The organism is Pseudomonas sp. BNK-30, from assembly GCF_047456185.1.
Lineage (GTDB): Bacteria > Pseudomonadota > Gammaproteobacteria > Pseudomonadales > Pseudomonadaceae > Aquipseudomonas > Aquipseudomonas putida_E.
Window position 1 is genome coordinate 813,612 of sequence record NZ_CP179904.1, and the last position, 22,089, is coordinate 835,700.

Genomic DNA, 22,089 nt, shown 5'->3' on the forward strand with positions numbered 1-22,089 from the left:
TACAGGAACATTGGCCTATTCGTCATCCTGGCATGGCTCAACCCATGCCAGGGCGACAGGATTCCCGTGAATTAGCCCATATCAAGAGGCCATCCTTCGATGATCGCCCAGCTGCCGACCACTGCGCCGACCGCCGCCTACCCAGAATTCCTCGAAGCCCTGCGCAGCAGCGGCTTCCGTGGCCAGATCAGCGCCGATTACGGTACCCGTACCGTGCTGGCTACCGACAACTCCATCTACCAGCGCCTGCCCCAGGCGGCGGTGTTCCCGCTGGACGCCGACGATGTGGCGCGGGTGGCCGCGCTGATGGGCGAAGAACGCTTCCAGCAGGTCAAACTGACCCCGCGCGGTGGCGGCACCGGCACCAATGGCCAATCGCTGACCGACGGTATCGTGGTCGACCTGTCGCGGCACATGAACACCATCCTCGAAATCAATGTCCAGGAGCGTTGGGTGCGGGTGCAGGCTGGCGTGGTCAAGGACCAGCTCAATGCCGCGCTCAAGCCGCACGGGCTGTTCTTTGCGCCTGAACTGTCCACCTCCAACCGCGCTACCGTTGGCGGCATGATCAACACCGACGCCAGCGGCCAGGGCAGTTGCACCTACGGCAAGACTCGCGATCACGTGCTGGAACTGCACAGCGTGCTGCTCGGTGGCGAGCGCCTGCACAGCCTGCCGATCGATGACGCTGCACTGGAGCAGGCTTGTGCTGCGCCCGGTCGGGTGGGTGAGGTCTATCGGACTGCCCGCGAAATTCAGGAAACCCAGGCCGAGCTGATCGAAACCACCTTCCCCAAGCTCAACCGCTGCCTGACCGGCTACGACCTGGCGCACCTGCGCGACGAACAGGGCCGCTTCAACCTCAACAGTGTGCTGTGCGGCGCCGAGGGTTCGTTGGGTTATGTGGTCGAAGCCAAGCTCAACGTGCTGCCGATTCCCAAGTATGCCGTGCTGGTCAATGTCCGCTACACCAGCTTCATGGACGCGCTGCGCGATGCCAATGCGCTGATGGCGCACAAGCCGCTGTCGATCGAGACGGTGGACTCCAAGGTGCTGATGCTGGCGATGAAAGACATCGTCTGGCACAGCGTTGCCGAGTACTTCCCGGCCGACCCGGAGCGCCCCACCCTGGGTATCAACCTGGTGGAGTTCTGTGGCGATGAGCCGGCCGAGGTCAATGCTCGGGTTGAAGCCTTCATCGACCATCTGCAGCGCGACACCAGTGTCGAGCGCCTGGGCCATACCCTGGCCGAAGGGGCCGAGGCCGTGACTCGGGTCTACACCATGCGCAAGCGTTCGGTGGGCCTGTTGGGCAACGTCGAGGGCGAGGTGCGCCCGCAACCTTTCGTTGAAGATACCGCAGTGCCGCCGGAGCAACTGGCCGACTACATTGCCGATTTCCGCGCGCTGCTGGACGGCTATGGCCTGGCCTACGGCATGTTTGGCCACGTCGACGCCGGCGTGCTGCACGTACGCCCGGCACTGGACATGAAAGACCCCGCCCAGGCGGCACTGGTCAAGCCGATTTCCGACGCCGTGGCGGCGTTGACCAAACGCTACGGCGGGCTGCTGTGGGGCGAGCATGGCAAAGGGCTGCGTTCGGAATATGTGCCGGAGTACTTCGGTGAGCTGTATCCGGCGTTGCAGCGCCTCAAAGGTGCCTTCGACCCGCGCAACCAGCTCAACCCCGGCAAGATCTGCACCCCGCCAGGCAGCGCCGAAGGGTTGACCAGGGTCGATGGCGTAACCTTGCGTGGCGACCTCGACCGCACCATCGACGAGCGTGTATGGCAGGACTTCGGCAGTGCCGTGCACTGCAACGGCAATGGTGCTTGCTACAACTATGACCCCAATGACGCCATGTGCCCCTCGTGGAAGGCTACCCGTGAGCGCCAGCATTCGCCCAAGGGGCGCGCCTCGTTGATGCGCGAATGGCTGCGCCTGCAGGGTGAGGCGAACATCGATGTGCTGGCTGCGGCGCGCAACAAGGTGTCCTGGCTCAAGGGGCTGCCGGCACGGCTGCGCAACAACCGTGCACGCAACCAGGGCCAGGAAGACTTTTCCCATGAGGTCTACGACGCCATGGCCGGCTGCCTTGCGTGCAAGTCATGTGCAGGCCAGTGCCCGATCAAGGTCAATGTGCCGGACTTCCGCTCGCGTTTCCTCGAGCTGTACCACGGTCGCTACCAGCGCCCGCTGCGTGATTACCTGATCGGTTCGCTGGAATTCAGCATCCCCTACCTGGCCCATGCACCGGGGCTGTACAACGCGGTGATGGGGTCGAAGTGGGTCAGCAGTTTGTTGGCGGACAAGGTCGGCATGGTCGACAGCCCGCTGATCAGCCGCTTCAACTTCCAGTCCACCCTCACGCGCTGCCGGGTTGGCGTGGCCAGTGTGCCGGCGCTGCGTGAACTGACCCCGGCGCAGCGCGAGCGCAGCATCGTGCTGGTGCAGGATGCCTTCACTCGTTACTTCGAGACACCGCTGCTGGCCGCGTTCATCGAGCTGGCCAATCGCCTTGGCCACCGTGTGTTCCTGGCGCCTTACAGTGCCAATGGCAAGCCGCTGCACGTGCAGGGCTTTTTGGGGGCTTTTGCCAAGGCGGCAATCCGTAATGCCACCCAGCTCAAGGCCCTGGCCGACTGTGGTGTACCGCTGGTGGGCCTGGACCCTGCCATGACCCTGGTCTACCGCCAGGAGTACCAGAAGGTGCCGGGCCTGGAGGGCTGCCCGAAGGTGTTGCTGCCCCAGGAATGGCTGATGGATGTGCTGCCCGAGCAGGCGCACGCCGCGCCCGGCAACTTCCGCCTGATGGCGCACTGCACCGAGAAGACCAACGTGCCGGCCAGTACCCGGCAATGGGAGCAGGTGTTCGCGCGCCTGGGCCTGAAGTTGGTGACCGAGGCCACGGGGTGCTGCGGCATGTCCGGTACCTACGGGCATGAGGCACGTAACCAGGAGACGTCGCGGACCATCTTCGAACAGTCCTGGGCGACCAAGCTGGACAAGGAGGGCGAGGCCCTGGCAACCGGTTATTCGTGCCGTAGCCAGGTCAAGCGCATGACCGAGCGGCAGATGCGCCATCCGCTGGAAGTGGTGTTGCAGTACGCCCGCTGAAACAAGGCCGCTCCTGCAGAGGTACGCGGTTACCCGTAGGAGCGGCCTCGTGTCGCGAAAGGGGTGCGTAGCGCCCCCCACATGCGCTCAAATATGCCTGAAACGCCGCGCCTGACGGTACAGGTACAGGCTCAACACCAGCCCGCAGCACGCCGCCGCTGCCGCAAACAGAAACATCGAAGCAAACCCGAACCCCGACGCCACCGCGCCCACCAGTGGCCCGGTAATGCCCAGCGACAGGTCGATGAACAGCGAGTATGCCCCCACCGCCGCCCCGCGGTTGGCTGCCGAAACCTGATTCACCGCTTCCACGCCCAGCGCCGGGAACACCAGCGAGAAGCCGAAGCCACTGAGCGCCGCTCCGGTCAAGGCGAGCTCTGCGCTGGGTGCCAGCCACAGCATCAGCAGGCCCAGTGTCTCGACCGACAAGCACACGATCGCCACCCTGAACCCGCCAATCCTGTTGATGAGATTGCCGAACAGCAGCCGCGCACAGATGAAGCTGGCACCGAACAGGCTCAGGGTCAGTGCTGCATTCGCCCAGCCACGGCTGGCGTAGTACAGGGTAATGAAGGTGGCGATGGTGCCAAAGCCGATCGAGCCCAAAGCCAGCCCCGAACCATGCGGGAACACTTTGCCCAGCACCCGCAGAAACGGCATACGCACGCCGCTGACAATCGGCGCAGCGCGTTTTGGCCATGCCAGCAGCAGGCCTATCGCGCATAGCAGGATGATGCTCACCCCCATGCTCCACAGCCCCAGGTGCTTTACCATCAGCACGCCCAGTGGGGCACCGATGGCCAGCGCACCATAGCTGGCGATCCCGTTCCAGGAGATGACTTTAGCGGTGTTTTCAGCGCCGACCCGGCCAATCCCCCAGCCTATCGAACCCGAGCCCACCAGGCTTTCTGCACTGCCCAGTACCAGGCGGCCGACCAACAGGCAGGCCAGGCTCAGCCAAGGCAGGTGGGTGAGGAAGGCGCAGGCGAGCATGAAAACACCACTCAGGCCGCAACCGGCGAGGCCATACATGACGGCTTTCTTGCTGCCCAGGTTGTCGATGATGCGGCTGGCTGTGGGGCGGCTGAGCAGGGTGGCGAGGTATTGCACACTGATCACCAGGCCGGCGACGACGGTGCTGAAGCCCAGGTCGTTGTGCACGTAGCCAGGCAGCACGGCGAGGGGTATGCCGATGTTCAGGTAGCCGATAAAGGTGAACAGGACGATGGAGACGACTTGCAGGGTGACCGCAAGGGGGCGCGGTGAGTCGGGCATGGGGGCCTACGTGGCAGAAGTTCTGGACGGTGTGAAAACGTGATGACAGCGGTAGTCCGAAAGTCAGCCGTTTTCACACAGTCGTGGGGATGCGCGGTTATTCCTGGTCAGCGCTGGATTGATCGTCGCCATCCTCGACGGCAGGCGCCGGTTCGGAGTGAGCGGCAACGGTTTGCTCTTCGGGGTTCAGGCTTGGGAAGGGAAGATTCGGGATTTCGTGCATCTCGTCGTTCCTCGCAAGTGTGAGTCAAAAGGCTGCGCCAGGCGCGTTTGGAGCTTCGCAAAGCTGAGGCAGGATACACAAGTCTGGATGACAGTTTGTAATTTTTCCCGGTCGCTTGTCGGTTTTGCGGGCGGATACCGGACATTTTCCTGACACAACAAGGCCGCTGCGCGCCCCGCGAACAGGGCGCGCAGCGGCCTTTTGCAACGTGTTACTTGCGCCCTTCAGCGGTATCGGCAACCTTGTCGGTCCGCGCGCACATGATGAAGTCGTTGCGGTGCAGGCCCTTGATGGAGTGGCTCCACCAAGTCACGGTTACCTTGCCCCATTCGGTCAGCAGGCCTGGGTGATGACCTTCGGCTTCAGCGATTTCGCCTACTGCGTTGGTAAATGCCAGGGCGTGCTTGAAGTTCTTGAACAGGAACACACGCTCCAGCTCCATATGACCGTCACGTACTTCGATGTTCCAGTCCGGTATCTCGCGGATGAGTTCGGCCAGTTCCTCGTCGGTGACTTTCGGCGCATCGGCGCGGCAGGCTTCGCAGTGGGCTTGGTTCAAGGCATTCATGAGGTGTTTTCCGATTCGAGTTGTTGTCGGCAAGGTCGCTCAGGCGGCGACCTTGGGTGGAAACTTCGGCGCATGCAGCCCCAGCTGCATGGCTTGCTGGACCATGCCCATGATGTCTTCGTGGGCCAGGTCGAACAGGCGCTTGAGGTTCGGCAGCACGAAGTACAGGGGCTGCAGGATGTCGATGCGGTAGGGGGTGCGCATGGCCTCGATCGGGTCGAAGGCCTGGTGCTCCGGCTCACCGGACAGACTGTAGACGGTTTCCTTGGGCGAAGAGAGGATGCCGCCGCCATAGATCTTGCAGCCTTGTGCGGTCTCCATCAGGCCGAACTCAATGGTCATCCAGTACAGGCGCGCCAGGTACACGCGCTGTTCCTTGGTCGCGGCCAGGCCCAGCTTGCCATAGGTGTGGGTGAACTCGGCGAACCAAGGGTTGGTCAGCAGCGGGCAGTGGCCGAAGATCTCGTGAAAGATGTCCGGTTCCTGGAGGTAATCCAGCTCTTGTGGGGTGCGGATGAACGTGGCGACCGGGAAGCGTTTGCTGGCCAGCAGCTCGAAAAAGGTCTGGAAGGGGATCAGTGCCGGCACACGGGCAACCTGCCAACCGGTGGTGGTGCCCAGCACTTTGTTGATCTCGCCCAGTTGCGGAATGCGGTCATGGGGCAGCTTGAGCTGATCGATGCCATCCAGGTACTCCTGGCATGCCCGGCCTTCGATGACTTTCAGCTGGCGGGTGATCAGCGTGTTCCATACCGCATGTTCTTGCTGCGGGTAGTCGATGAAGCCTTGCGCATCGGGCTCGCGCGCCACGTATTGCGTCTGTTTCATGTGGCTCTCCTGGTGAGGGCTTTTATTGTTATGTCCACGACATACCTAAGAAATATCCCTTCATCTGCCCGATTGCACCCGGTGTCAGAACGCCTGAACTGCAGTTTCAAGGCGTTTTTCGTAACGATAATTTTACAAACATGGCGGCATCGCGGAAAATTCGGTGTGTCGAGCTGGCCCTTGCTGTGTTTTTGTCAGCTTTTCTTTACGAATATTATGCGGCCGGTTTAAAAACTTCGCCGCTTCGAGAGCTTTCATGCGTATCAAAGTGCATTGCCAGAACCGCATCGGCATCCTTCGCGACATCCTCAACCTGTTGGTGGAGTACGGTATCAACGTGCTCCGTGGTGAGGTCGGTGGCGACCATGGCAATGCCATCTACCTGCATTGCCCGAACCTGATAAACCTGCAGTTCCAGGCTCTACGCCCGAAATTCGAGTCCATCGCCGGGGTCTTCGGGGTCAAGCGTGTCGGCCTGATGCCCAGCGAGCGACGGCACATGGAGCTCAACGCGCTGCTGGGGGCGCTGGATTTCCCGGTGCTGTCGGTCGACATGGGCGGCAGTATCGTCGCCGCCAACCGCACCGCCGCGCAGTTGCTGGGCGTGAGGGTCGACGAGGTGCCGGGCATCCCATTGGCGCGCTATGTCGAGGACTTCGACCTGCCGGAACTGGTGCGGGCCAACAAATCGCGAATCAATGGCCTGCGGGTCAAGGTCAAAGGTGACATTTTTCTGGCCGACATCGCACCTTTGCAGTCCGAGCATGACGACAGCGAGGCATTGGCTGGCGCGGTGTTGACCCTGCACCGTGCCGACCGCATCGGCGAGCGCATCTATAACGTGCGCAAGCAGGAGCTGCGCGGTTTCGACAGCATCTTCCAAAGCTCGCGTGTGATGGCGGCGGTGGTGCGTGAGGCGCGGCGCATGGCGCCGCTGGATGCACCGTTGCTGATCGAAGGCGAGACAGGTACCGGCAAGGAACTGCTGGCGCGTGCCTGCCACCTGGCTAGCCCGCGGGGGCAGGCGCCTTTGATGGCCCTCAATTGTGCCGGCCTGCCAGAGTCCATGGCGGAAACCGAGCTGTTCGGTTATGGCCCCGGTGCGTTCGAGGGCGCGCGCGCCGAAGGCAAACTGGGCCTTCTGGAGTTGACCGCTGGTGGGACACTGTTCCTCGATGGGGTGGGGGAGATGAGCCCTCGCCTGCAGGTGAAGCTGCTGCGCTTTCTGCAGGACGGCTGCTTCCGTCGTGTAGGCAGTGATGAGGAGGTGTACCTGGATGTACGGGTGATCTGCGCAACCCAGGTGGACCTTTCCGAATTGTGCGCTCGGGGCGAATTCCGCCAGGACCTGTACCATCGCCTCAATGTGTTGTCGTTGCACATACCGCCGTTGCGCGAGTGCATGGACGGCCTGGAGGGGTTGGTGCAGCACTTTCTCGATCAGGCCAGCCGGCAGATTGGTTGTGCCCTGCCGCGCCTGGCGCCTGCGGCGATGGACAAACTGGCGCACTACCATTGGCCGGGCAATGTCCGGCAACTGGAAAACGTATTGTTCCAGGCGGTATCGCTGTGCGAAGGCGGAATAGTGAAAGGCGAGCATATCCGCCTGCCGGATTACGGCGTGCGGCAACCCTTGGGTGAATTTACCCTTGAAGGTGATCTTTCGCAGATTGTCGGGCGCTTTGAAAAGGCTGTACTGGAAAGTCTGATCGGGGAATATCCAAGTAGCCGGGCGCTGGGCAAACGACTGGGTGTTTCACATACAACCATTGCCAACAAGTTGCGGGATTATTCGTTGGGCAAGTCGAATGAGTGACGGAGTGGCGGGTGGATTAAACTCAACACTGTTCATCGTGGGGTTGTTGACGAATGGGCCCCGCAGGGCCCAAATCATTCATCAGCCGTTGGAGCAGCCGTTACCCATGACGCGGTATTCGAGAATGTGCTTCTGACCCTTGGAATCCTCGTAGGTCATGCGGGCCGGCACGACTTCGCACACGTTTGGCACTTCGCTCATGGAGATGACGCGGGCGATATCCAGGTGCTGCGAATAACTGTACTGTTCAACCGGAATCTGCTCGGCATCCTTTGCTTCATCGGCCATTGCCGCGCTGCAAAGACTACCAAGTACCAATACCAGTAACGCTTTCATTTTCTATTTACCTGTCTAAGGTCGTGAGGGGGCACGCGGCGCTTGTGGCACCGCGAATACAGCCAAGTTTTCAACTATCGGATTAGCGCGCGATTAACGAGTTGCCTTCGTGGGGGCTGTGACTGTTACCAGTTGTTAATCGCCTTTGCCGTTGCTGGCGTAGTGAATCTTATGCTTCGGTAATTAAGGGAAACAGTGGGCGTTTTGATAAAGTTTTTTCGCCTTTTGACAGAAACTGTAACAATCCCCCGGGAAAATCTTTTGCCTTCCCCTCTCGCCGGGTTGCCAGCTGCGGCCTAGAGCCTTTCCGGCCGTCCACAAGGTGCGCAACCTGTCGCGTTACTACCATCGTCGTATGGCTTTTGCCGCTCTGGTACAGTTACAAACGGTTCCATACAAAAACAACTATTACACCGAGGTAACACAGATGAGTGCGGCTCCACTGTATCCCGTTCGTCCCGAGGTTGCGGCCACTACCCTGACCGACGAGGCCACCTACAAGGCCATGTACCAGCAATCGGTGATCAACCCGGACGGCTTCTGGCGTGAGCAGGCCCAGCGCATTGACTGGATCAAGCCTTTCACCAAGGTCAAGCAGACTTCCTTCGACGATCACCATGTCGATATCAAGTGGTTTGCCGACGGCACTCTCAACGTCTCCTCCAACTGCCTGGACCGCCACCTCGAAGAGCGCGGCGACCAACTGGCAATCATCTGGGAAGGTGACGACCCTTCCGAGCACCGCAACATTACCTATCGCGAACTGCACGAGCAGGTCTGCAAATTCGCCAACGCCCTGCGCGGGCAGGACGTGCACCGTGGGGATGTAGTGACCATCTACATGCCGATGATCCCTGAGGCCGTGGTTGCCATGCTGGCCTGTGCCCGCATCGGTGCGATTCACTCGGTGGTGTTTGGCGGCTTCTCGCCTGAAGCGCTGGCCGGGCGCATCATCGATTGCAAGTCCAAGGTGGTGATCACCGCCGACGAAGGTTTGCGCGGTGGCCGCCGTACTCCGCTCAAGGCCAACGTGGACCTGGCGCTGACCAACCCTGAAACCAACAGCGTGCAGAAAATCATCGTGTGCAAGCGCACCGGTGGTGACATCGCCTGGCACCAGCACCGAGACATCTGGTACGAAGACCTGATGAAGGTGGCTTCCAGCCATTGCGCGCCAAAGGAAATGGGTGCCGAGGAGGCGCTGTTCATTCTTTATACCTCCGGCTCCACCGGCAAGCCCAAGGGCGTGCTGCACACCACGGGGGGTTACCTGGTGTACGCCGCGCTGACCCACGAGCGCGTGTTCGACTACCGCCCCGGCGAGGTCTACTGGTGCACCGCTGACGTCGGTTGGGTCACCGGCCACAGCTACATCGTCTACGGGCCGCTGGCCAACGGTGCGACCACGCTGCTGTTCGAGGGCGTACCGAACTATCCGGACATTACCCGGGTATCGAAGATCGTCGACAAGCACAAGGTCAACATCCTCTACACCGCACCCACCGCGATTCGCGCCATGATGGCCGAAGGGCAGGCGGCCGTTGAGGGTGCCGACGGCTCGAGCCTGCGCCTGCTGGGGTCGGTCGGTGAGCCGATCAACCCTGAGGCCTGGAACTGGTACTACAAGACCGTCGGCAAGGAGCGTTGCCCGATCGTCGACACCTGGTGGCAGACCGAGACCGGCGGCATCCTGATCAGCCCCCTGCCGGGCGCCACGGGCCTCAAGCCGGGGTCTGCGACCCGCCCGTTCTTCGGTGTGGTGCCGGCGCTGGTGGACAACCTGGGCAACCTGATCGATGGTGCCGCCGAGGGCAACCTGGTGATCCTCGATTCCTGGCCGGGCCAGTCCCGCTCGCTGTATGGCGATCATGACCGCTTCGTCGATACCTACTTCAAGACGTTCCGCGGCATGTACTTCACCGGTGACGGCGCGCGCCGTGACGAGGATGGCTACTACTGGATCACGGGCCGGGTGGATGACGTGCTCAACGTTTCCGGCCACCGTATGGGTACCGCAGAGATCGAAAGCGCCATGGTCGCCCATGCCAAAGTGGCCGAGGCTGCGGTGGTGGGGGTGCCGCACGATATCAAAGGGCAGGGCATCTATGTGTACGTGACCCTCAATGCCGGCGTGGAGCCTACCGAGCAGTTGCGCATGGAGCTGAAGAACTGGGTGCGCAAGGAGATCGGCCCGATTGCCTCGCCGGATGTTATCCAGTGGGCACCAGGGCTGCCGAAGACGCGCTCGGGCAAGATCATGCGACGTATCCTTCGCAAGATCGCCACGGCGGAATACGGCTCGCTAGGTGATATCTCCACCCTGGCCGACCCGGGCGTGGTGCAGCATTTGATTGATACCCACAAGGCAATGAACCTGGCGTCGGCCTGATGAAATGAGCGGGACTGCAGGGCAGTCCTGCTTCGCACGAAAACCCCGCACGGGCAACCGGCGGGGTTTTTGCTTTACTGTTACCCGACATTCATCGGTAACTCTTCTGTCACCGATTACGCACAGCTGCGGGGCGAGCGGGAACACTCATGACCCGTTTCGGTGCGTTCGCGGCGCCATTTCTTGCAGTGCAGCACGCTACACTTGCCGTCGTACAAGGCTTTGCCAATAATAGGCCCAGTAATTGCTAGTTCTATAGGTTATTTTCCTTGCGCTCTTGCATATCTTGCAAAGGCTGTCAACCTCGCCCGCTGCCGTTTCAAGCGCTTCTGTAAGTAGTTGTCGCTTTGAAGAAATATCGACTACCGGGCTGTCGTTAAAATGCCACTCACTCGCTCGTGGTCTGCGACCTTGGTCGAACCCTGCGCGGCTCGCGTTGTACCCATTCGCATATCGGGCAGTTGTTACTCCTGCCTTGTAATGCCCCGTACCGATGGAGTTACCTGATGAAGAAGCTCGCACTGCTTGGCGCCCTGGCGCTTTCCGTGTTTTCCCTGGTGTCGCAGGCTGATGAAAAACCGTTGAAAATCGGTATCGAAGCGGCCTACCCACCCTTCGCCTTCAAGCAGCCCGACGGCAGCATCGCCGGTTTCGACTACGACATCGGCAACGCCCTGTGTGAAGAGATGAAAGCCAAGTGCACCTGGGTCGAGCAGGAGTTCGACGGCCTGATCCCGGCGCTGAAGGTGCGCAAGATCGACGCCATCCTGTCGTCCATGTCGATTACCGATGACCGCAAGAAATCGGTCGATTTCACCAAGCGCTACTACCTGACCCCAGCGCGCCTGGTGATGAAGGACGGCGCTACCGTCAGCGACAGCCTGGATGAACTCAAAGGCAAGAAGATCGGCGTGCAGCGCGGCTCGATCCACGACCGCTTCGCCAAGGAAGTGCTGGGCGCCAAAGGTGCCACCGTGGTTCCGTACGGCACCCAGAACGAAATCTACCTCGACGTGGCCGCTGGCCGCCTCGACGGCACCGTGGCTGATGCCACCCTGCTGGAAGACGGTTTCCTGAAAACCGACGCCGGCAAGGGCTTTGCCTTCGTTGGTCCTTCGTTCACCGACGCGAAATACTTCGGTGACGGCATCGGCATCGCCGTGCGCAAAGGTGACGATGCCAACCGCGAGCGTATCAACAAGGCCATCGACGCGATCCGTGCAAACGGCAAGTACAAGCAGATCCAGGACAAGTACTTCAACTTTGACATCTACGGTCCAGACTCGAAGTAACACGTCGAGTTTCACCTGTGCAATGGTGCAAACAGCAGAGGCTCTGAGGTTTGCACCATTTTTCATTCTTTAGGTCGAGGACCTCATCATGTTGAAAGGCTACGGGGCAGTCATCCTCGACGGGGCGTGGCTGACGCTGCAGCTCGCCCTGTCGTCGATGGCCCTGGCCATTGTGCTCGGCCTGATTGGCGTGGCGCTGCGCTTGTCGCCGGTGCGCTGGCTGGCCTGGTTGGGCGATATGTATTCCACGGTGATCCGGGGTATTCCGGACCTGGTGCTGATCCTGCTGATCTTCTACGGCGGGCAGGACATCATCAACCGTTTGGGGCCGCTGGTGGGCTATGACGACTACATCGACCTGAACCCGCTGGTCGCAGGCATCGGTACCCTGGGCTTCATCTTTGGCGCCTACCTGTCAGAAACCTTCCGAGGTGCGTTCCTGGGTATTCCCAAGGGCCAAGCCGAAGCTGGCGCGGCCTATGGCATGAGCAACCGGCAGGTATTCTTCCGCATTCAGGTGCCGCAGATGATCCGCCTGGCGATCCCGGGCTTCACCAACAACTGGTTGGTACTGACCAAGGCGACGGCCCTGATTTCGGTGGTCGGCCTGCAGGACATGATGTTCAAGGCCAAGCAGGCGGCAGACGCCACCCGCGAACCCTTCACCTTCTTCCTGGCGGTGGCGGCGTTGTACCTGGTGCTGACCAGTGTCTCGCTGCTGGCACTGAAGTATCTCGAGAAGCGCTACTCGGTGGGCGTCAAGGTGGCTGAGCTATGATTTTCGATTACAACGTCATCTGGGAGGCCATGCCGCTGTACCTCGGCGGCCTGCTGACCACCCTCAAGCTGCTGGCGATATCGCTGTTCTTCGGCCTGCTGGCGGCTGTGCCGCTGGGCTTGATGCGGGTGTCCAAGCAGCCGGTGGTCAACCTCACGGCCTGGCTCTACACCTATGTGATCCGCGGCACGCCGATGCTGGTGCAGCTGTTCCTGATCTACTACGGCCTGGCTCAGTTCGAGGCAGTGCGCGAAAGCATCTTCTGGCCATTGCTATCGAGCGCCACGTTTTGTGCGTGCCTGGCATTTGCCGTCAACACCAGTGCCTACACCGCCGAAATCATCGCCGGCAGCCTCAAGGCTACCCCGCACGGCGAGATCGAGGCGGCCAAGGCCATGGGTATGTCCCGCATGAAGATGTACCGTCGCATCCTGCTGCCGTCGGCCCTGCGCCGGGCACTGCCGCAGTACAGCAACGAAGTGATCATGATGCTGCAGACCACCAGCCTGGCGTCGATCGTGACCCTGATCGACATCACCGGTGCCGCACGTACGGTCAATGCCCAGTACTACCTGCCTTTCGAGGCCTACATCACGGCGGGCGTGTTCTATCTGTGCCTGACCTTCATCCTGGTGCGCCTGTTCAAGATGGCCGAACGCCGCTGGCTCGGCTACCTGGCGCCGCGCAAGCACTGAACGCTCTGTGAGAACCGACAGCATGTACAAACTAGAAGTCCAAGACCTGCACAAGCGCTACGGCAGCCATGAAGTGCTCAAGGGTGTGTCCCTGGCGGCCAAGGCAGGCGATGTGATCAGCATTATCGGCTCCAGCGGTTCGGGCAAGTCGACCTTCCTGCGCTGCATCAACCTGCTCGAGCAGCCGCACGCCGGCAAGATACTGCTCAACAACGAAGAGCTGAAGCTGGTCGCCGGCAAGGACGGCGCGCTCAAGGCTGCCGACCCGCGCCAGCTGCAGCGCATGCGCTCGCGGCTGTCGATGGTGTTCCAGCACTTCAACCTGTGGTCGCACATGACCGCGCTGGAAAACGTCATCGAGGCGCCGGTGCACGTGCTTGGCGTGAACAGGAAAGAAGCCCTGGAAAAAGCCGAGCACTACCTGGCCAAGGTGGGCGTCGCCCATCGCAAGGATGCTTTCCCGGGGCATATGTCCGGCGGTGAGCAGCAGCGTGTGGCGATTGCCCGAGCGTTGGCGATGGAGCCTGAAGTGATGCTGTTCGACGAGCCGACTTCGGCGCTCGACCCCGAACTGGTCGGCGATGTGCTAAAGGTCATGCAGGCCCTGGCCCAGGAAGGCCGGACCATGGTGGTGGTGACCCACGAGATGGGCTTTGCTCGCGAGGTGTCCAACCAGTTGGTGTTCCTGCACAAAGGCCTGGTCGAAGAGACCGGCTGCCCGCGCGAAGTGCTGGCTAACCCGCAATCGGAGCGGCTCAAGCAGTTTCTCTCTGGCAGCCTGAAGTAAAGGCTGCACCTTCGCACCAGAATAGGGCATGCTGCGCAGCAGTGCGCAGTCTGCCCTGGCGCCACAGACTCGAACGACTTCAGGTTTCGGACCTTACCCTATGACCACCCAGCGAATCGGTTTTCTCATCTGGCCAAGCACCAAGCCCTTGACGTTGGCGCTGGCGGAGGAAGTATTGCTGGTGGCCCAGCGGGTACATCCTGACGTGGTTTACGAGCTGGCCTTTCTGCAGGCCGAGCCTGCGCAGGAAGGTGCCTGGCGCCTGCCGGGCGAGCCCTGGAACGGGCGCCTGGAGGGTTGTCACAAACTGTTCCTGCTCGCTGACGAGTTGCCCCAGGCGCTGGGGCCGGCGCTGTCCTCGGCACTCAAGCAATTGGCCCGTAGCGGCTGCATTATTGGCGGGCTGTCTGCGGGGGTGTATCCGTTGGCCATGCTCGGCCTGCTCGATGGTTACCGCGCAGCGGTGCATTGGCGCTGGCAAGACGACTTTGCCGAGCGCTTCCCCAAGGTCATCGCCACCAGCCATCTGTTCGATTGGGACCGTGATCGCCTGACCGCTTGCGGCGGTATGGCGGTGACCGACTTGCTGCTGGCGGTGCTGGCGCGTGATCACGGGGCTGAGCTGGCTGGTGCGGTTTCCGAGGAGCTGGTGGTCGAGCGCATCCGTGAGGGGGGGAGCGCCAGCGCATTCCGCTGCAGAACCGCCTCGGCTCCAGCCATCCGAAGCTGACCCAGGCGGTGCTGTTGATGGAAGCCAACATCGAAGAGCCGCTGACCACCGACGAAATCGCTCAGCATGTATGCGTATCGCGCAGGCAACTGGAGCGCATCTTCAAGCAGTACCTCAATCGCGTGCCCAGCCAGTATTACCTGGAGTTGCGGCTGAACAAGGCGCGGCAGATGCTGATGCAGACCAGCAAATCGATCATCCAGATCGGCCTTTCCTGTGGTTTCTCCTCCGGCCCGCATTTCTCCAGCGCCTACCGCAATTTCTTTGGCGCCACGCCACGGGAAGACCGTAACCAGCGGCGTAACAGCAGCCCCTTCGAATTGAGTTCGGCGCCTGCCGAAAAGGGCTGAAAGCTTCCCTGCGCAATGCGCTTCCATCGCCGGCAGGCAGGCTCTCATACTGATCGGGTTGCCGCCGGTACAGCCGGCATGTCTTCTTATGTGAACACCCGTTCACCCAGTCCCGCTCTGCCGTTACACTGCGCGATTGCGACAGTGTTTGTCGCATTGCCGAAAGCCTGGGTAAAACTGGGTTTTGCGCTGTAACAAGTTGTCGCTTGGCCGCAAGGACAGGCGCAGATCAGTCCTTACAATCCCCCCATCGCTCGCCACTTCCAGGCCAGCGTTCCTCTTCAGGAGACTCAGATGTCCGTTGAGCAAGCCCCGGTGCAACGTGCCGATTTCGACCAGGTCATGGTCCCCAACTATTCTCCGGCGGCCTTCATTCCTGTGCGAGGCGAGGGTTCCCGCGTATGGGACCAGTCGGGTCGCGAGCTCATCGACTTTGCCGGTGGCATTGCGGTAAACGCCCTGGGCCACTGCCATCCGGCACTGGTCAAGGCCCTGACCGACCAGGCCAATACCCTCTGGCACGTTTCCAACGTCTTCACCAACGAACCGGCACTGCGCCTGGCACATAAACTGGTCGATGCCACCTTTGCCGACCGTGCTTTTTTCTGCAACTCCGGCGCTGAGTCCAACGAGGCCGCCTTCAAGCTGGCCCGTCGTGTCGCCCATGACCGCTTCGGTCCCGACAAGCACGAAATCATCTCCGCCGTGAACAGCTTCCACGGTCGCACCCTGTTCACCGTCAGTGTCGGCGGTCAGCCGAAGTACTCGGACGGTTTCGGCCCGAAGATCACCGGCATCAGCCATGTGCCCTACAACGACCTGGAAGCGCTGAAGGCACAGATTTCCGACAAGACCTGCGCCGTGGTGATCGAGCCGATCCAGGGCGAGAGCGGTGTGGTCCCGGCCGACAAGGCGTACCTGGAAGGCGCCCGCAAGCTGTGTGACGAACACAACGCCCTGCTGATCTTCGATGAAGTGCAGACCGGTGTGGGCCGTACCGGCTCGCTGTACGCCTATCAGCACTACGGCGTGACGCCGGACATCCTGACCAGCGCCAAGAGCCTGGGTGGTGGTTTCCCGATCGGCGCCATGCTCACCACCAGTGAGCTTGCCAAGCATCTGGCGGTCGGCACCCACGGCACTACCTATGGCGGTAACCCGTTGGGTTGTGCCGTTGCCTGCGCGGTGCTGGATGTGATCAACACCCCAGAAACCCTGGCCGGTATCAAAGCCAAGCATGAGCGCTTCAAGGTGCGTCTGGAGAAGATCGGCCAGCAGGCCGGCCTGTTCTCTCAGGTGCGTGGTGTCGGCCTGTTGATCGGCTGCGTGCTGACCGAAGCCTGGCAGGGCAAGGCCAAGGACATCCTCAATGCCGCCGAGAAGGAAGGCGTGATGGTACTGCAGGCCGGCCCGGACGTGGTGCGCTTCGCGCCGAGCCTGGTGATCGAAGATGCCGATATCGATGAAGGCCTGGACCGCTTCGAGCGGGCTGTGGCCAAACTGACCAAGGCCTGATTCGCTGGCGGTCCTTTCGCCGGCCCCGAGCGGGCCGGTGATAGCAGAATTCCAGTGCGGGCGCGTGCTTGCAGACTCAACACGCGCCCGCCGTTTTTCCGTGCCGCGAAAGCGGCCAGTTTTTCCAAAGGAGTGACACCATGCTGGTGATGCGCCCCGCGCAAATGGCTGATCTGAACGAAGTGCAGCGCATGGCTGCCGACAGCCCCGTTGGTGTCACTTCGCTGCCGGACGACGCTGCCCGTCTGGGCGACAAGATCGCCGCCTCGGAAACGTCGTTCGCTGCCGAAGTCAGTTTCAATGGCGAAGAAAGCTACTTCTTCGTGCTCGAGGACAGTGTCACCGGCAAGCTGGCCGGTTGCTCGGCAATCGTCGCCTCGGCGGGCTACTCCGAGCCGTTCTACAGCTTTCGCAACGAAACCTTCGTGCACGCCTCCCGCGAACTGAAGATCCACAACAAGATCCACGTCCTGTCGCTGTGCCATGACCTCACCGGCAACAGCCTGCTGACCAGCTTCTATGTACTGCCTGAACTGGTGAACAGTGGCTGGGCCGAGCTGAATTCGCGTGGCCGCTTGCTGTTCATGGCCTCGCACCCGGAGCGCTTTGCCGACTCGGTGGTCACCGAAATCGTCGGTTACAGCGACGAGCAAGGCGAGTCGCCGTTCTGGGATGCCATCGGGCGCAACTTCTTCGACCTCAACTATGCCCACGCCGAGCGCCTGTGCGGCCTGAAAAGCCGTACCTTCCTCGCCGAACTGATGCCGCACTACCCGATCTATGTGCCCCTGCTGCCGGACGCTGCCCAGGAAGCCATGGGCCAGGTGCATCCGCGCGCGCAGATCACTTTCGACATCCTCATGCGTGAGGGCTTCGAGACCGAGCACTATATCGACATCTTCGATGGCGGCCCGACCTTGCATGCGCGTGCCTCGGGCATCCGCTCGATCGCCCAGAGCAGGGTGGTGCCGGTCAAGCTCGAGGAAGGGCCGGTCAAGGGCGGGCGCCCGTACCTGGTGTGCAACGGCCAACTGCAGGATTACCGCGCGGTGCTGGTCGAACTGGACTGGGTGCCGGGCAAGCCGGTCAGCCTCAGTGCAGAGGCTGCCGAGGCGCTGGGTGTGGGCGAGGGTGCCAGCGTGCGCCTGGTCGCGGTCTGAGGTCTGGGAACAGAGAGTTTTGCGGTAGCTACAGTTGCCGCACAAGGAGATAGCATGATCGTTCGTCCTGTACGCAGCAGCGATTTACCTGCGCTGATCGAATTGGCACGCAGCACCGGTACCACCGGGCTGACCACCTTGCCGGCCAACGAGGAGCGCCTCGGGCATCGTGTCGGCTGGGCCGAGAAGAGCTTCCGTGGTGAAGCCGAGCGCGGTGACACCGACTACCTGTTCGTGCTGGAGAACGACGAAGGCCTGGTGGTCGGCATCAGTGCCATCGCCGGGGCCGTCGGCCTGCGCGAGCCCTGGTACAACTACCGGGTGGGCCTGACCGTCAGCGCCTCGCAGGAGCTGAACATCTATCGCGAAATCCCCACCCTGTTCCTGGCCAACGACCTGACCGGCAACTCCGAACTGTGCTCGTTGTTCCTGCGTAGCGACCACCGCTCCGGGCTCAATGGCCGCTTGCTGTCGCGGGCGCGCATGCTGTTCATCGCCGAGTTCCCGGAGCTGTTCGGCAACAAGATCATCGCCGAAATGCGTGGCATGTCTGACGAGCAGGGCCGTTCGCCCTTCTGGGAGAGCCTTGGGCGGCACTTCTTCAAGATGGAGTTCAGCCAGGCCGACTACCTCACTGGTGTGGGCAACAAGTCGTTCATTGCCGAGCTGATGCCCAAGTTCCCGTTGTACACCTGCTTCCTGTCGGAGGCTGCGCGCAGCGTCATCGGCCGTGTGCACACCGACACCGAGCCTGCCCTGGCCATGCTCAAGCAGGAAGGCTTCAGCTACCAGGGGTATGTCGACATCTTCGACGCAGGCCCGGCCATCGAGTGCGAAACCTCGAAGATCCGTGCCGTACGCGAGAGCCAGACCCTGGTGCTGGCCGTCGGTACGCCTGGCGATGACGCAACCCCTTACATCATCCATAACCGCAAGCGCGATGACTGCCGTATCACTGCCGCGCCCGCACGTCTGGCTGCGGGCACCCTGGTGGTCGACCCGCAAACCGCCAAGCGCCTGCGCATGGGCGCTGGCGACAATGTGCGCGCCGTGCCGCTGTCGGCAAGCCGGGAGGCCCAGTAAATGACCACGCATTACATCGCCGGCAGCTGGCAGGCCGGCCAGGGTGAAGCCCTGCAGTCGCTCAACCCGGTCACGCAAGCCGTTGTCTGGCAAGGGCAGGGCGCCGATGCCGGCCAGGTCGACGCTGCCGTGCAGGCCGCGCGTCAGGCTTTTCCGGCCTGGGCGCAACTGAGCCTGGAGGCGCGCATCGACGTGCTGGAAAAGTTCGCCGAACAGCTCAAGCAGCATTCCGAGGCACTGGCCTACTGTATTGGCGAGGAAACCGGCAAGCCGCTGTGGGAGTCGGCTACCGAAGTCACCAGCATGGTCAACAAAGTCGCGATCTCGATACAGAGCTACCGCGAGCGCACGGGTGAGAAAAGCGGCCCGCTGGCCGATGCTACCGCCGTACTGCGGCACAAGCCCCACGGAGTGGTGGCGGTGTTCGGCCCCTACAATTTCCCCGGCCACTTGCCCAATGGCCACATTGTACCGGCGCTGCTGGCCGGTAACTGTGTGGTGTTCAAGCCCAGCGAGCTGACCCCCAAGGTCGCCGAACTGACAGTCAATTGCTGGATCGCCGCGGGCCTGCCTGCCGGCGTGCTCAACCTGGTGCAGGGCGCACGTGAAACGGGCGTGGCGCTGGCTGCCAACCCAGGTATCGATGGCTTGTTCTTCACTGGCTCCAGCCGTACCGGCAACCTGCTTCACCAGCAGTTCGCCGGCCGTCCGGACAAGATCCTCGCCCTGGAAATGGGCGGCAACAACCCGTTGGTGGTGGATGAGGTCAAGGACCTTGACGCGGCGGTATACACGATCATCCAGTCGGCGTTCATCTCCGCAGGGCAGCGCTGCACCTGTGCTCGCCGCCTGCTGGTGCCGCAGGGCGCCTGGGGCGATGCGCTGGTCACGCGGTTGGTCGAGGTGTGCAAAGGCATCACGGTCGGCGCTTTTGATCAGCAGCCGGCACCCTTCATGGGTTCGGTGATTTCGCTGCAGGCTGCGCGGGCGCTGGTCGCGGCGCAGGCTGAGCTGCTCGCCAAGGGTGCTACCCAGTTGCTGGAGATGACCCAGCCCCAGGCCGATGCCGCACTGCTGACCCCGGGCATCATCGATGTCACCGCCGTGGCCGACCGGCCCGACGAAGAGTTTTTCGGCCCGCTGCTGCAGGTGATTCGTTACACCGACTTCGATGCCGCCATCGACGAGGCCAACAACACCCAGTACGGCCTGGCCGCCGGGCTGTTGTCAGACTCCCGTGCCCGCTACCAGTACTTCTGGCTGCGCAGCCGCGCCGGCATCGTCAACTGGAACAAGCAACTGACCGGTGCCGCCAGCAGCGCGCCGTTCGGGGGGGTAGGCGCCAGTGGCAACCATCGCGCCAGCGCCTATTACGCCGCCGATTACTGCGCTTACCCCGTGGCTTCGCTGGAGACTGCCAGCCTTGCCCTGCCGGCGACCCTGACGCCGGGCGTCACCCTATAACAACAGGTCACGGAGCCTAGCCGATGAAATCCTATGAAGTGAATTTTGATGGCCTGGTGGGGCCTACCCACAATTACGGCGGCCTGTCCTACGGTAACGTGGCCTCGCAGAGCAACAGCCAGCAGGCCTCGAACCCGCGTGAAGCGGCGCGCCAAGGCCTGGCAAAGATGAAAGCGCTGGCCGACATGGGCTTCAAGCAGGGTGTGCTGGCGCCGCAGGAGCGCCCCGACGTAGCGGCGTTACGCCGCCTGGGCTTCAGCGGCAGCGATGCCGAAGTCATCCAGCGCGCGGCCAAAGAGGCCATGCCGCTGCTGGTCGCCAGCTGTTCGGCATCGAGCATGTGGGTGGCCAACGCCGCCACCGTCAGCCCCAGCGCCGACACCGCTGATGGCCGCGTGCATTTCACCGCGGCCAACCTCAACTGCAAGTACCACCGCAGCATCGAGCATCCGACCACCAGCCGTGTGCTGGCCGCCATGTTCAGCAATGAGCAGCACTTTGCCCATCACCTGGCGCTGCCTGCCGTGGCGCAGTTCGGCGACGAGGGCGCGGCCAACCATACGCGCTTCTGCCGCAGCTACGGCGAGCCGGGCGTTGAGTTTTTCGTCTACGGTCGCAGCGCGTTCGACAGCCGCTATCCCGCGCCGCAGAAGTATCCGGCGCGCCAGACCCTGGAAGCTTCACAGGCCGTAGCACGGCTTCACGGTCTGAGCGAGGACGGTGTGGTCTACGCTCAACAGAATCCGTCAGTGATCGATCAGGGTGTATTCCACAACGATGTGATTTCGGTGGGCAATGGCGAGGTGCTGTTCTACCACGAAGATGCTTTCCTCGAGACTGACGCGGTGCTTGGCCAGCTGCAGGCTAAACTGGCCAGCAAGGGTGGCAACTTCCAGGCCATCCGTGTGCCACGGGCGGCGGTGGCGGTAGAGGATGCGGTGCGTTCCTACCTGTTCAACAGCCAGCTGCTCAGCCGCGACGACGGCTCGATGCTGCTGGTGGTGCCAGAGGAGTGCCGCAACAATGAGCGCGTCTGGGCGTACCTGCAGCAACTGACCAGCCAGGGTGGCGCGGTGAAGGAGGTCAAGGTGTTCGACCTCAAGCAAAGCATGCAGAACGGCGGCGGCCCGGCATGCCTGCGCTTGCGTGTGGCTTTGAAGGAATCGGAACTGGCGGCGGTCAATCCAGGCGTTATCATGACCGCCCCGCTGTACGACACACTGTTGCAGTGGGTCGACAAGCACTACCGCGACCGCCTGGGCGAAGCGGACCTTGCCGACCCGCAGTTGCTGGTCGAATGCCGTACGGCGCTGGATGAGTTGACCCAGATTCTGAAGTTGGGCTCGGTCTATCCGTTCCAACGCCAACCTTGAAGAGAGATTTTGTAATGACCGACGCCCTGCGCCTGATCCTTGAAGATGTAGACGGCACCCAGCTGGAAACCTCCTGCACCCGCTTTGCCGTTGTCTGGCAGGGCAAGGAAGTGTGGATTCAGCAAGACGGCCGTGGCCAATTGCTGATCGGTGTCGACGTCGATGAGAACGACACCGAGTACGCCAACCTGCTGCTGCGCCCGATGGCTACCAACCTGGTCAGCCTGCAGCTGGAGATGGAGCCGGCAGAAGTCGGTGAAGACGATGACCACGTCCATGGCCCCGACTGCGGCCACGACCACTAAGGAAG

18 protein-coding genes and 1 pseudogene are annotated in these 22,089 nt (G+C 61.9%); 14 read left to right on the forward strand and 5 right to left on the reverse strand.

Features of this window, described 5'->3' with window-relative positions; genetic code table 11:
• The first annotated feature begins 99 nt into the window (after nt 1–99).
• Nucleotides 100–3,117: an FAD-binding and (Fe-S)-binding domain-containing protein gene (locus ACMGGN_RS03840; protein ID WP_115274153.1), complete on the forward strand. Its 3,018-nt coding sequence runs from the start codon at nt 100–102 to the stop codon at nt 3,115–3,117.
• 87 nt (nt 3,118–3,204) lie between these two features.
• Here ACMGGN_RS03840 and ACMGGN_RS03845 read toward each other — a convergent pair whose 3' ends face one another.
• The 4 genes from ACMGGN_RS03845 to phhA all read right to left on the reverse strand — a co-directional run bounded on the left by ACMGGN_RS03845 (nt 3,205) and on the right by phhA (nt 6,011).
• Complete coding sequence (locus ACMGGN_RS03845; protein WP_115274154.1) at nt 3,205–4,392, reverse strand: MFS transporter; 1,188 nt, start codon at nt 4,390–4,392, stop codon at nt 3,205–3,207.
• Nucleotides 4,393–4,489: 97 nt separating this feature from the next.
• Entirely contained in the window at nt 4,490–4,615 is a 126-nt protein-coding gene (locus tag ACMGGN_RS03850; RefSeq protein WP_256345817.1) for a hypothetical protein, read from the reverse strand.
• Between the two features lie 211 nt (nt 4,616–4,826).
• Complete coding sequence (locus ACMGGN_RS03855) at nt 4,827–5,183, reverse strand: 4a-hydroxytetrahydrobiopterin dehydratase (RefSeq protein WP_039604830.1); 357 nt, start codon at nt 5,181–5,183, stop codon at nt 4,827–4,829.
• Nucleotides 5,184–5,222: 39 nt separating this feature from the next.
• The gene (gene phhA, locus ACMGGN_RS03860; RefSeq protein ID WP_046785399.1) at nt 5,223–6,011 is read right to left on the reverse strand and encodes a phenylalanine 4-monooxygenase; all 789 of its coding nucleotides are present in this window, start codon (nt 6,009–6,011) and stop codon (nt 5,223–5,225) included.
• A 256-nt stretch (nt 6,012–6,267) separates the two neighbouring features.
• Between phhA and ACMGGN_RS03865 the strand changes: the two genes are divergently transcribed.
• Nucleotides 6,268–7,827 carry a sigma-54-dependent phenylalanine hydroxylase transcriptional regulator PhhR gene (locus ACMGGN_RS03865; protein ID WP_046785398.1) on the forward strand — a complete coding sequence of 520 codons (1,560 nt, stop codon included), beginning with the start codon at nt 6,268–6,270 and terminating at the stop codon, nt 7,825–7,827.
• Nucleotides 7,828–7,908: 81 nt separating this feature from the next.
• Here ACMGGN_RS03865 and ACMGGN_RS03870 read toward each other — a convergent pair whose 3' ends face one another.
• Nucleotides 7,909–8,163, reverse strand: a complete 255-nt coding sequence (locus ACMGGN_RS03870; RefSeq protein ID WP_012315605.1) for a DUF2790 domain-containing protein — start codon at nt 8,161–8,163, stop codon at nt 7,909–7,911.
• Between the two features lie 427 nt (nt 8,164–8,590).
• Between ACMGGN_RS03870 and acs the strand changes: the two genes are divergently transcribed.
• The 12 genes and pseudogenes from acs to ACMGGN_RS03930 all read left to right on the forward strand — a co-directional run bounded on the left by acs (nt 8,591) and on the right by ACMGGN_RS03930 (nt 22,084).
• Nucleotides 8,591–10,552, forward strand: a complete 1,962-nt coding sequence (gene acs, locus ACMGGN_RS03875; RefSeq protein ID WP_174142111.1) for an acetate--CoA ligase — start codon at nt 8,591–8,593, stop codon at nt 10,550–10,552.
• A gap of 506 nt (nt 10,553–11,058) precedes the next feature.
• Nucleotides 11,059–11,844 carry an ABC transporter substrate-binding protein gene (locus tag ACMGGN_RS03880; protein WP_115274155.1) on the forward strand — a complete coding sequence of 262 codons (786 nt, stop codon included), beginning with the start codon at nt 11,059–11,061 and terminating at the stop codon, nt 11,842–11,844.
• Nucleotides 11,845–11,932: 88 nt separating this feature from the next.
• Entirely contained in the window at nt 11,933–12,622 is a 690-nt protein-coding gene (locus tag ACMGGN_RS03885) for an ABC transporter permease (protein WP_012315602.1), read from the forward strand.
• Nucleotides 12,619–13,317 carry an ABC transporter permease gene (locus ACMGGN_RS03890; RefSeq protein WP_115274156.1) on the forward strand — a complete coding sequence of 233 codons (699 nt, stop codon included), beginning with the start codon at nt 12,619–12,621 and terminating at the stop codon, nt 13,315–13,317. Before ACMGGN_RS03885 ends, ACMGGN_RS03890 begins: the two co-directional genes overlap by 4 nt.
• Before the next feature lie 22 nt (nt 13,318–13,339).
• Complete coding sequence (locus ACMGGN_RS03895; RefSeq protein ID WP_046785395.1) at nt 13,340–14,104, forward strand: ABC transporter ATP-binding protein; 765 nt, start codon at nt 13,340–13,342, stop codon at nt 14,102–14,104.
• Between the two features lie 100 nt (nt 14,105–14,204).
• Nucleotides 14,205–15,184: pseudogene (gene argR / locus ACMGGN_RS03900) on the forward strand (transcriptional regulator ArgR).
• Between the two features lie 294 nt (nt 15,185–15,478).
• Nucleotides 15,479–16,699, forward strand: coding sequence for an aspartate aminotransferase family protein (locus tag ACMGGN_RS03905; RefSeq protein ID WP_115274158.1), 1,221 nt, complete (start codon nt 15,479–15,481; stop codon nt 16,697–16,699).
• A 140-nt stretch (nt 16,700–16,839) separates the two neighbouring features.
• Nucleotides 16,840–17,859 carry an arginine/ornithine succinyltransferase subunit alpha gene (aruF, locus tag ACMGGN_RS03910; RefSeq protein WP_046785392.1) on the forward strand — a complete coding sequence of 340 codons (1,020 nt, stop codon included), beginning with the start codon at nt 16,840–16,842 and terminating at the stop codon, nt 17,857–17,859.
• Between the two features lie 54 nt (nt 17,860–17,913).
• A complete protein-coding gene (gene astA, locus ACMGGN_RS03915) occupies nt 17,914–18,942 on the forward strand; it encodes an arginine N-succinyltransferase (RefSeq protein ID WP_012315596.1) in 1,029 nt (342 codons plus the stop codon).
• Nucleotides 18,943–20,406 carry a succinylglutamate-semialdehyde dehydrogenase gene (astD, locus tag ACMGGN_RS03920; RefSeq protein WP_046785391.1) on the forward strand — a complete coding sequence of 488 codons (1,464 nt, stop codon included), beginning with the start codon at nt 18,943–18,945 and terminating at the stop codon, nt 20,404–20,406. It begins immediately after the preceding gene.
• Nucleotides 20,407–20,429: 23 nt separating this feature from the next.
• Complete coding sequence (astB, locus tag ACMGGN_RS03925; protein ID WP_414156472.1) at nt 20,430–21,779, forward strand: N-succinylarginine dihydrolase; 1,350 nt, start codon at nt 20,430–20,432, stop codon at nt 21,777–21,779.
• Between the two features lie 14 nt (nt 21,780–21,793).
• Nucleotides 21,794–22,084, forward strand: a complete 291-nt coding sequence (locus tag ACMGGN_RS03930) for a hypothetical protein (protein ID WP_039602667.1) — start codon at nt 21,794–21,796, stop codon at nt 22,082–22,084.
• The last annotated feature ends 5 nt before the right edge of the window (nt 22,085–22,089 follow it).

What these genes read in the sequence shown, in the direction of transcription:
- astD (WP_046785391.1), top strand. Translation starts at nt 18,943, where the DNA reads ATGACCACGCATTACATCGCCGGCAGCTGGCAGGCCGGCCAGGGTGAA.
- phhA (WP_046785399.1), bottom strand. Translation starts at nt 6,011, where the DNA reads ATGAAACAGACGCAATACGTGGCGCGCGAGCCCGATGCGCAAGGCTTC.
- ACMGGN_RS03895 (WP_046785395.1), top strand. Translation starts at nt 13,340, where the DNA reads ATGTACAAACTAGAAGTCCAAGACCTGCACAAGCGCTACGGCAGCCAT.
- ACMGGN_RS03865 (WP_046785398.1), top strand. Translation starts at nt 6,268, where the DNA reads ATGCGTATCAAAGTGCATTGCCAGAACCGCATCGGCATCCTTCGCGAC.
- ACMGGN_RS03840 (WP_115274153.1), top strand. Translation starts at nt 100, where the DNA reads ATGATCGCCCAGCTGCCGACCACTGCGCCGACCGCCGCCTACCCAGAA.
- ACMGGN_RS03845 (WP_115274154.1), bottom strand. Translation starts at nt 4,392, where the DNA reads ATGCCCGACTCACCGCGCCCCCTTGCGGTCACCCTGCAAGTCGTCTCC.
- ACMGGN_RS03930 (WP_039602667.1), top strand. Translation starts at nt 21,794, where the DNA reads ATGACCGACGCCCTGCGCCTGATCCTTGAAGATGTAGACGGCACCCAG.
- astA (WP_012315596.1), top strand. Translation starts at nt 17,914, where the DNA reads ATGATCGTTCGTCCTGTACGCAGCAGCGATTTACCTGCGCTGATCGAA.
- ACMGGN_RS03880 (WP_115274155.1), top strand. Translation starts at nt 11,059, where the DNA reads ATGAAGAAGCTCGCACTGCTTGGCGCCCTGGCGCTTTCCGTGTTTTCC.
- ACMGGN_RS03870 (WP_012315605.1), bottom strand. Translation starts at nt 8,163, where the DNA reads ATGAAAGCGTTACTGGTATTGGTACTTGGTAGTCTTTGCAGCGCGGCA.
- ACMGGN_RS03885 (WP_012315602.1), top strand. Translation starts at nt 11,933, where the DNA reads ATGTTGAAAGGCTACGGGGCAGTCATCCTCGACGGGGCGTGGCTGACG.
- ACMGGN_RS03905 (WP_115274158.1), top strand. Translation starts at nt 15,479, where the DNA reads ATGTCCGTTGAGCAAGCCCCGGTGCAACGTGCCGATTTCGACCAGGTC.
- acs (WP_174142111.1), top strand. Translation starts at nt 8,591, where the DNA reads ATGAGTGCGGCTCCACTGTATCCCGTTCGTCCCGAGGTTGCGGCCACT.
- astB (WP_414156472.1), top strand. Translation starts at nt 20,430, where the DNA reads ATGAAATCCTATGAAGTGAATTTTGATGGCCTGGTGGGGCCTACCCAC.
- ACMGGN_RS03850 (WP_256345817.1), bottom strand. Translation starts at nt 4,615, where the DNA reads ATGCACGAAATCCCGAATCTTCCCTTCCCAAGCCTGAACCCCGAAGAG.
- ACMGGN_RS03855 (WP_039604830.1), bottom strand. Translation starts at nt 5,183, where the DNA reads ATGAATGCCTTGAACCAAGCCCACTGCGAAGCCTGCCGCGCCGATGCG.
- aruF (WP_046785392.1), top strand. Translation starts at nt 16,840, where the DNA reads ATGCTGGTGATGCGCCCCGCGCAAATGGCTGATCTGAACGAAGTGCAG.
- ACMGGN_RS03890 (WP_115274156.1), top strand. Translation starts at nt 12,619, where the DNA reads ATGATTTTCGATTACAACGTCATCTGGGAGGCCATGCCGCTGTACCTC.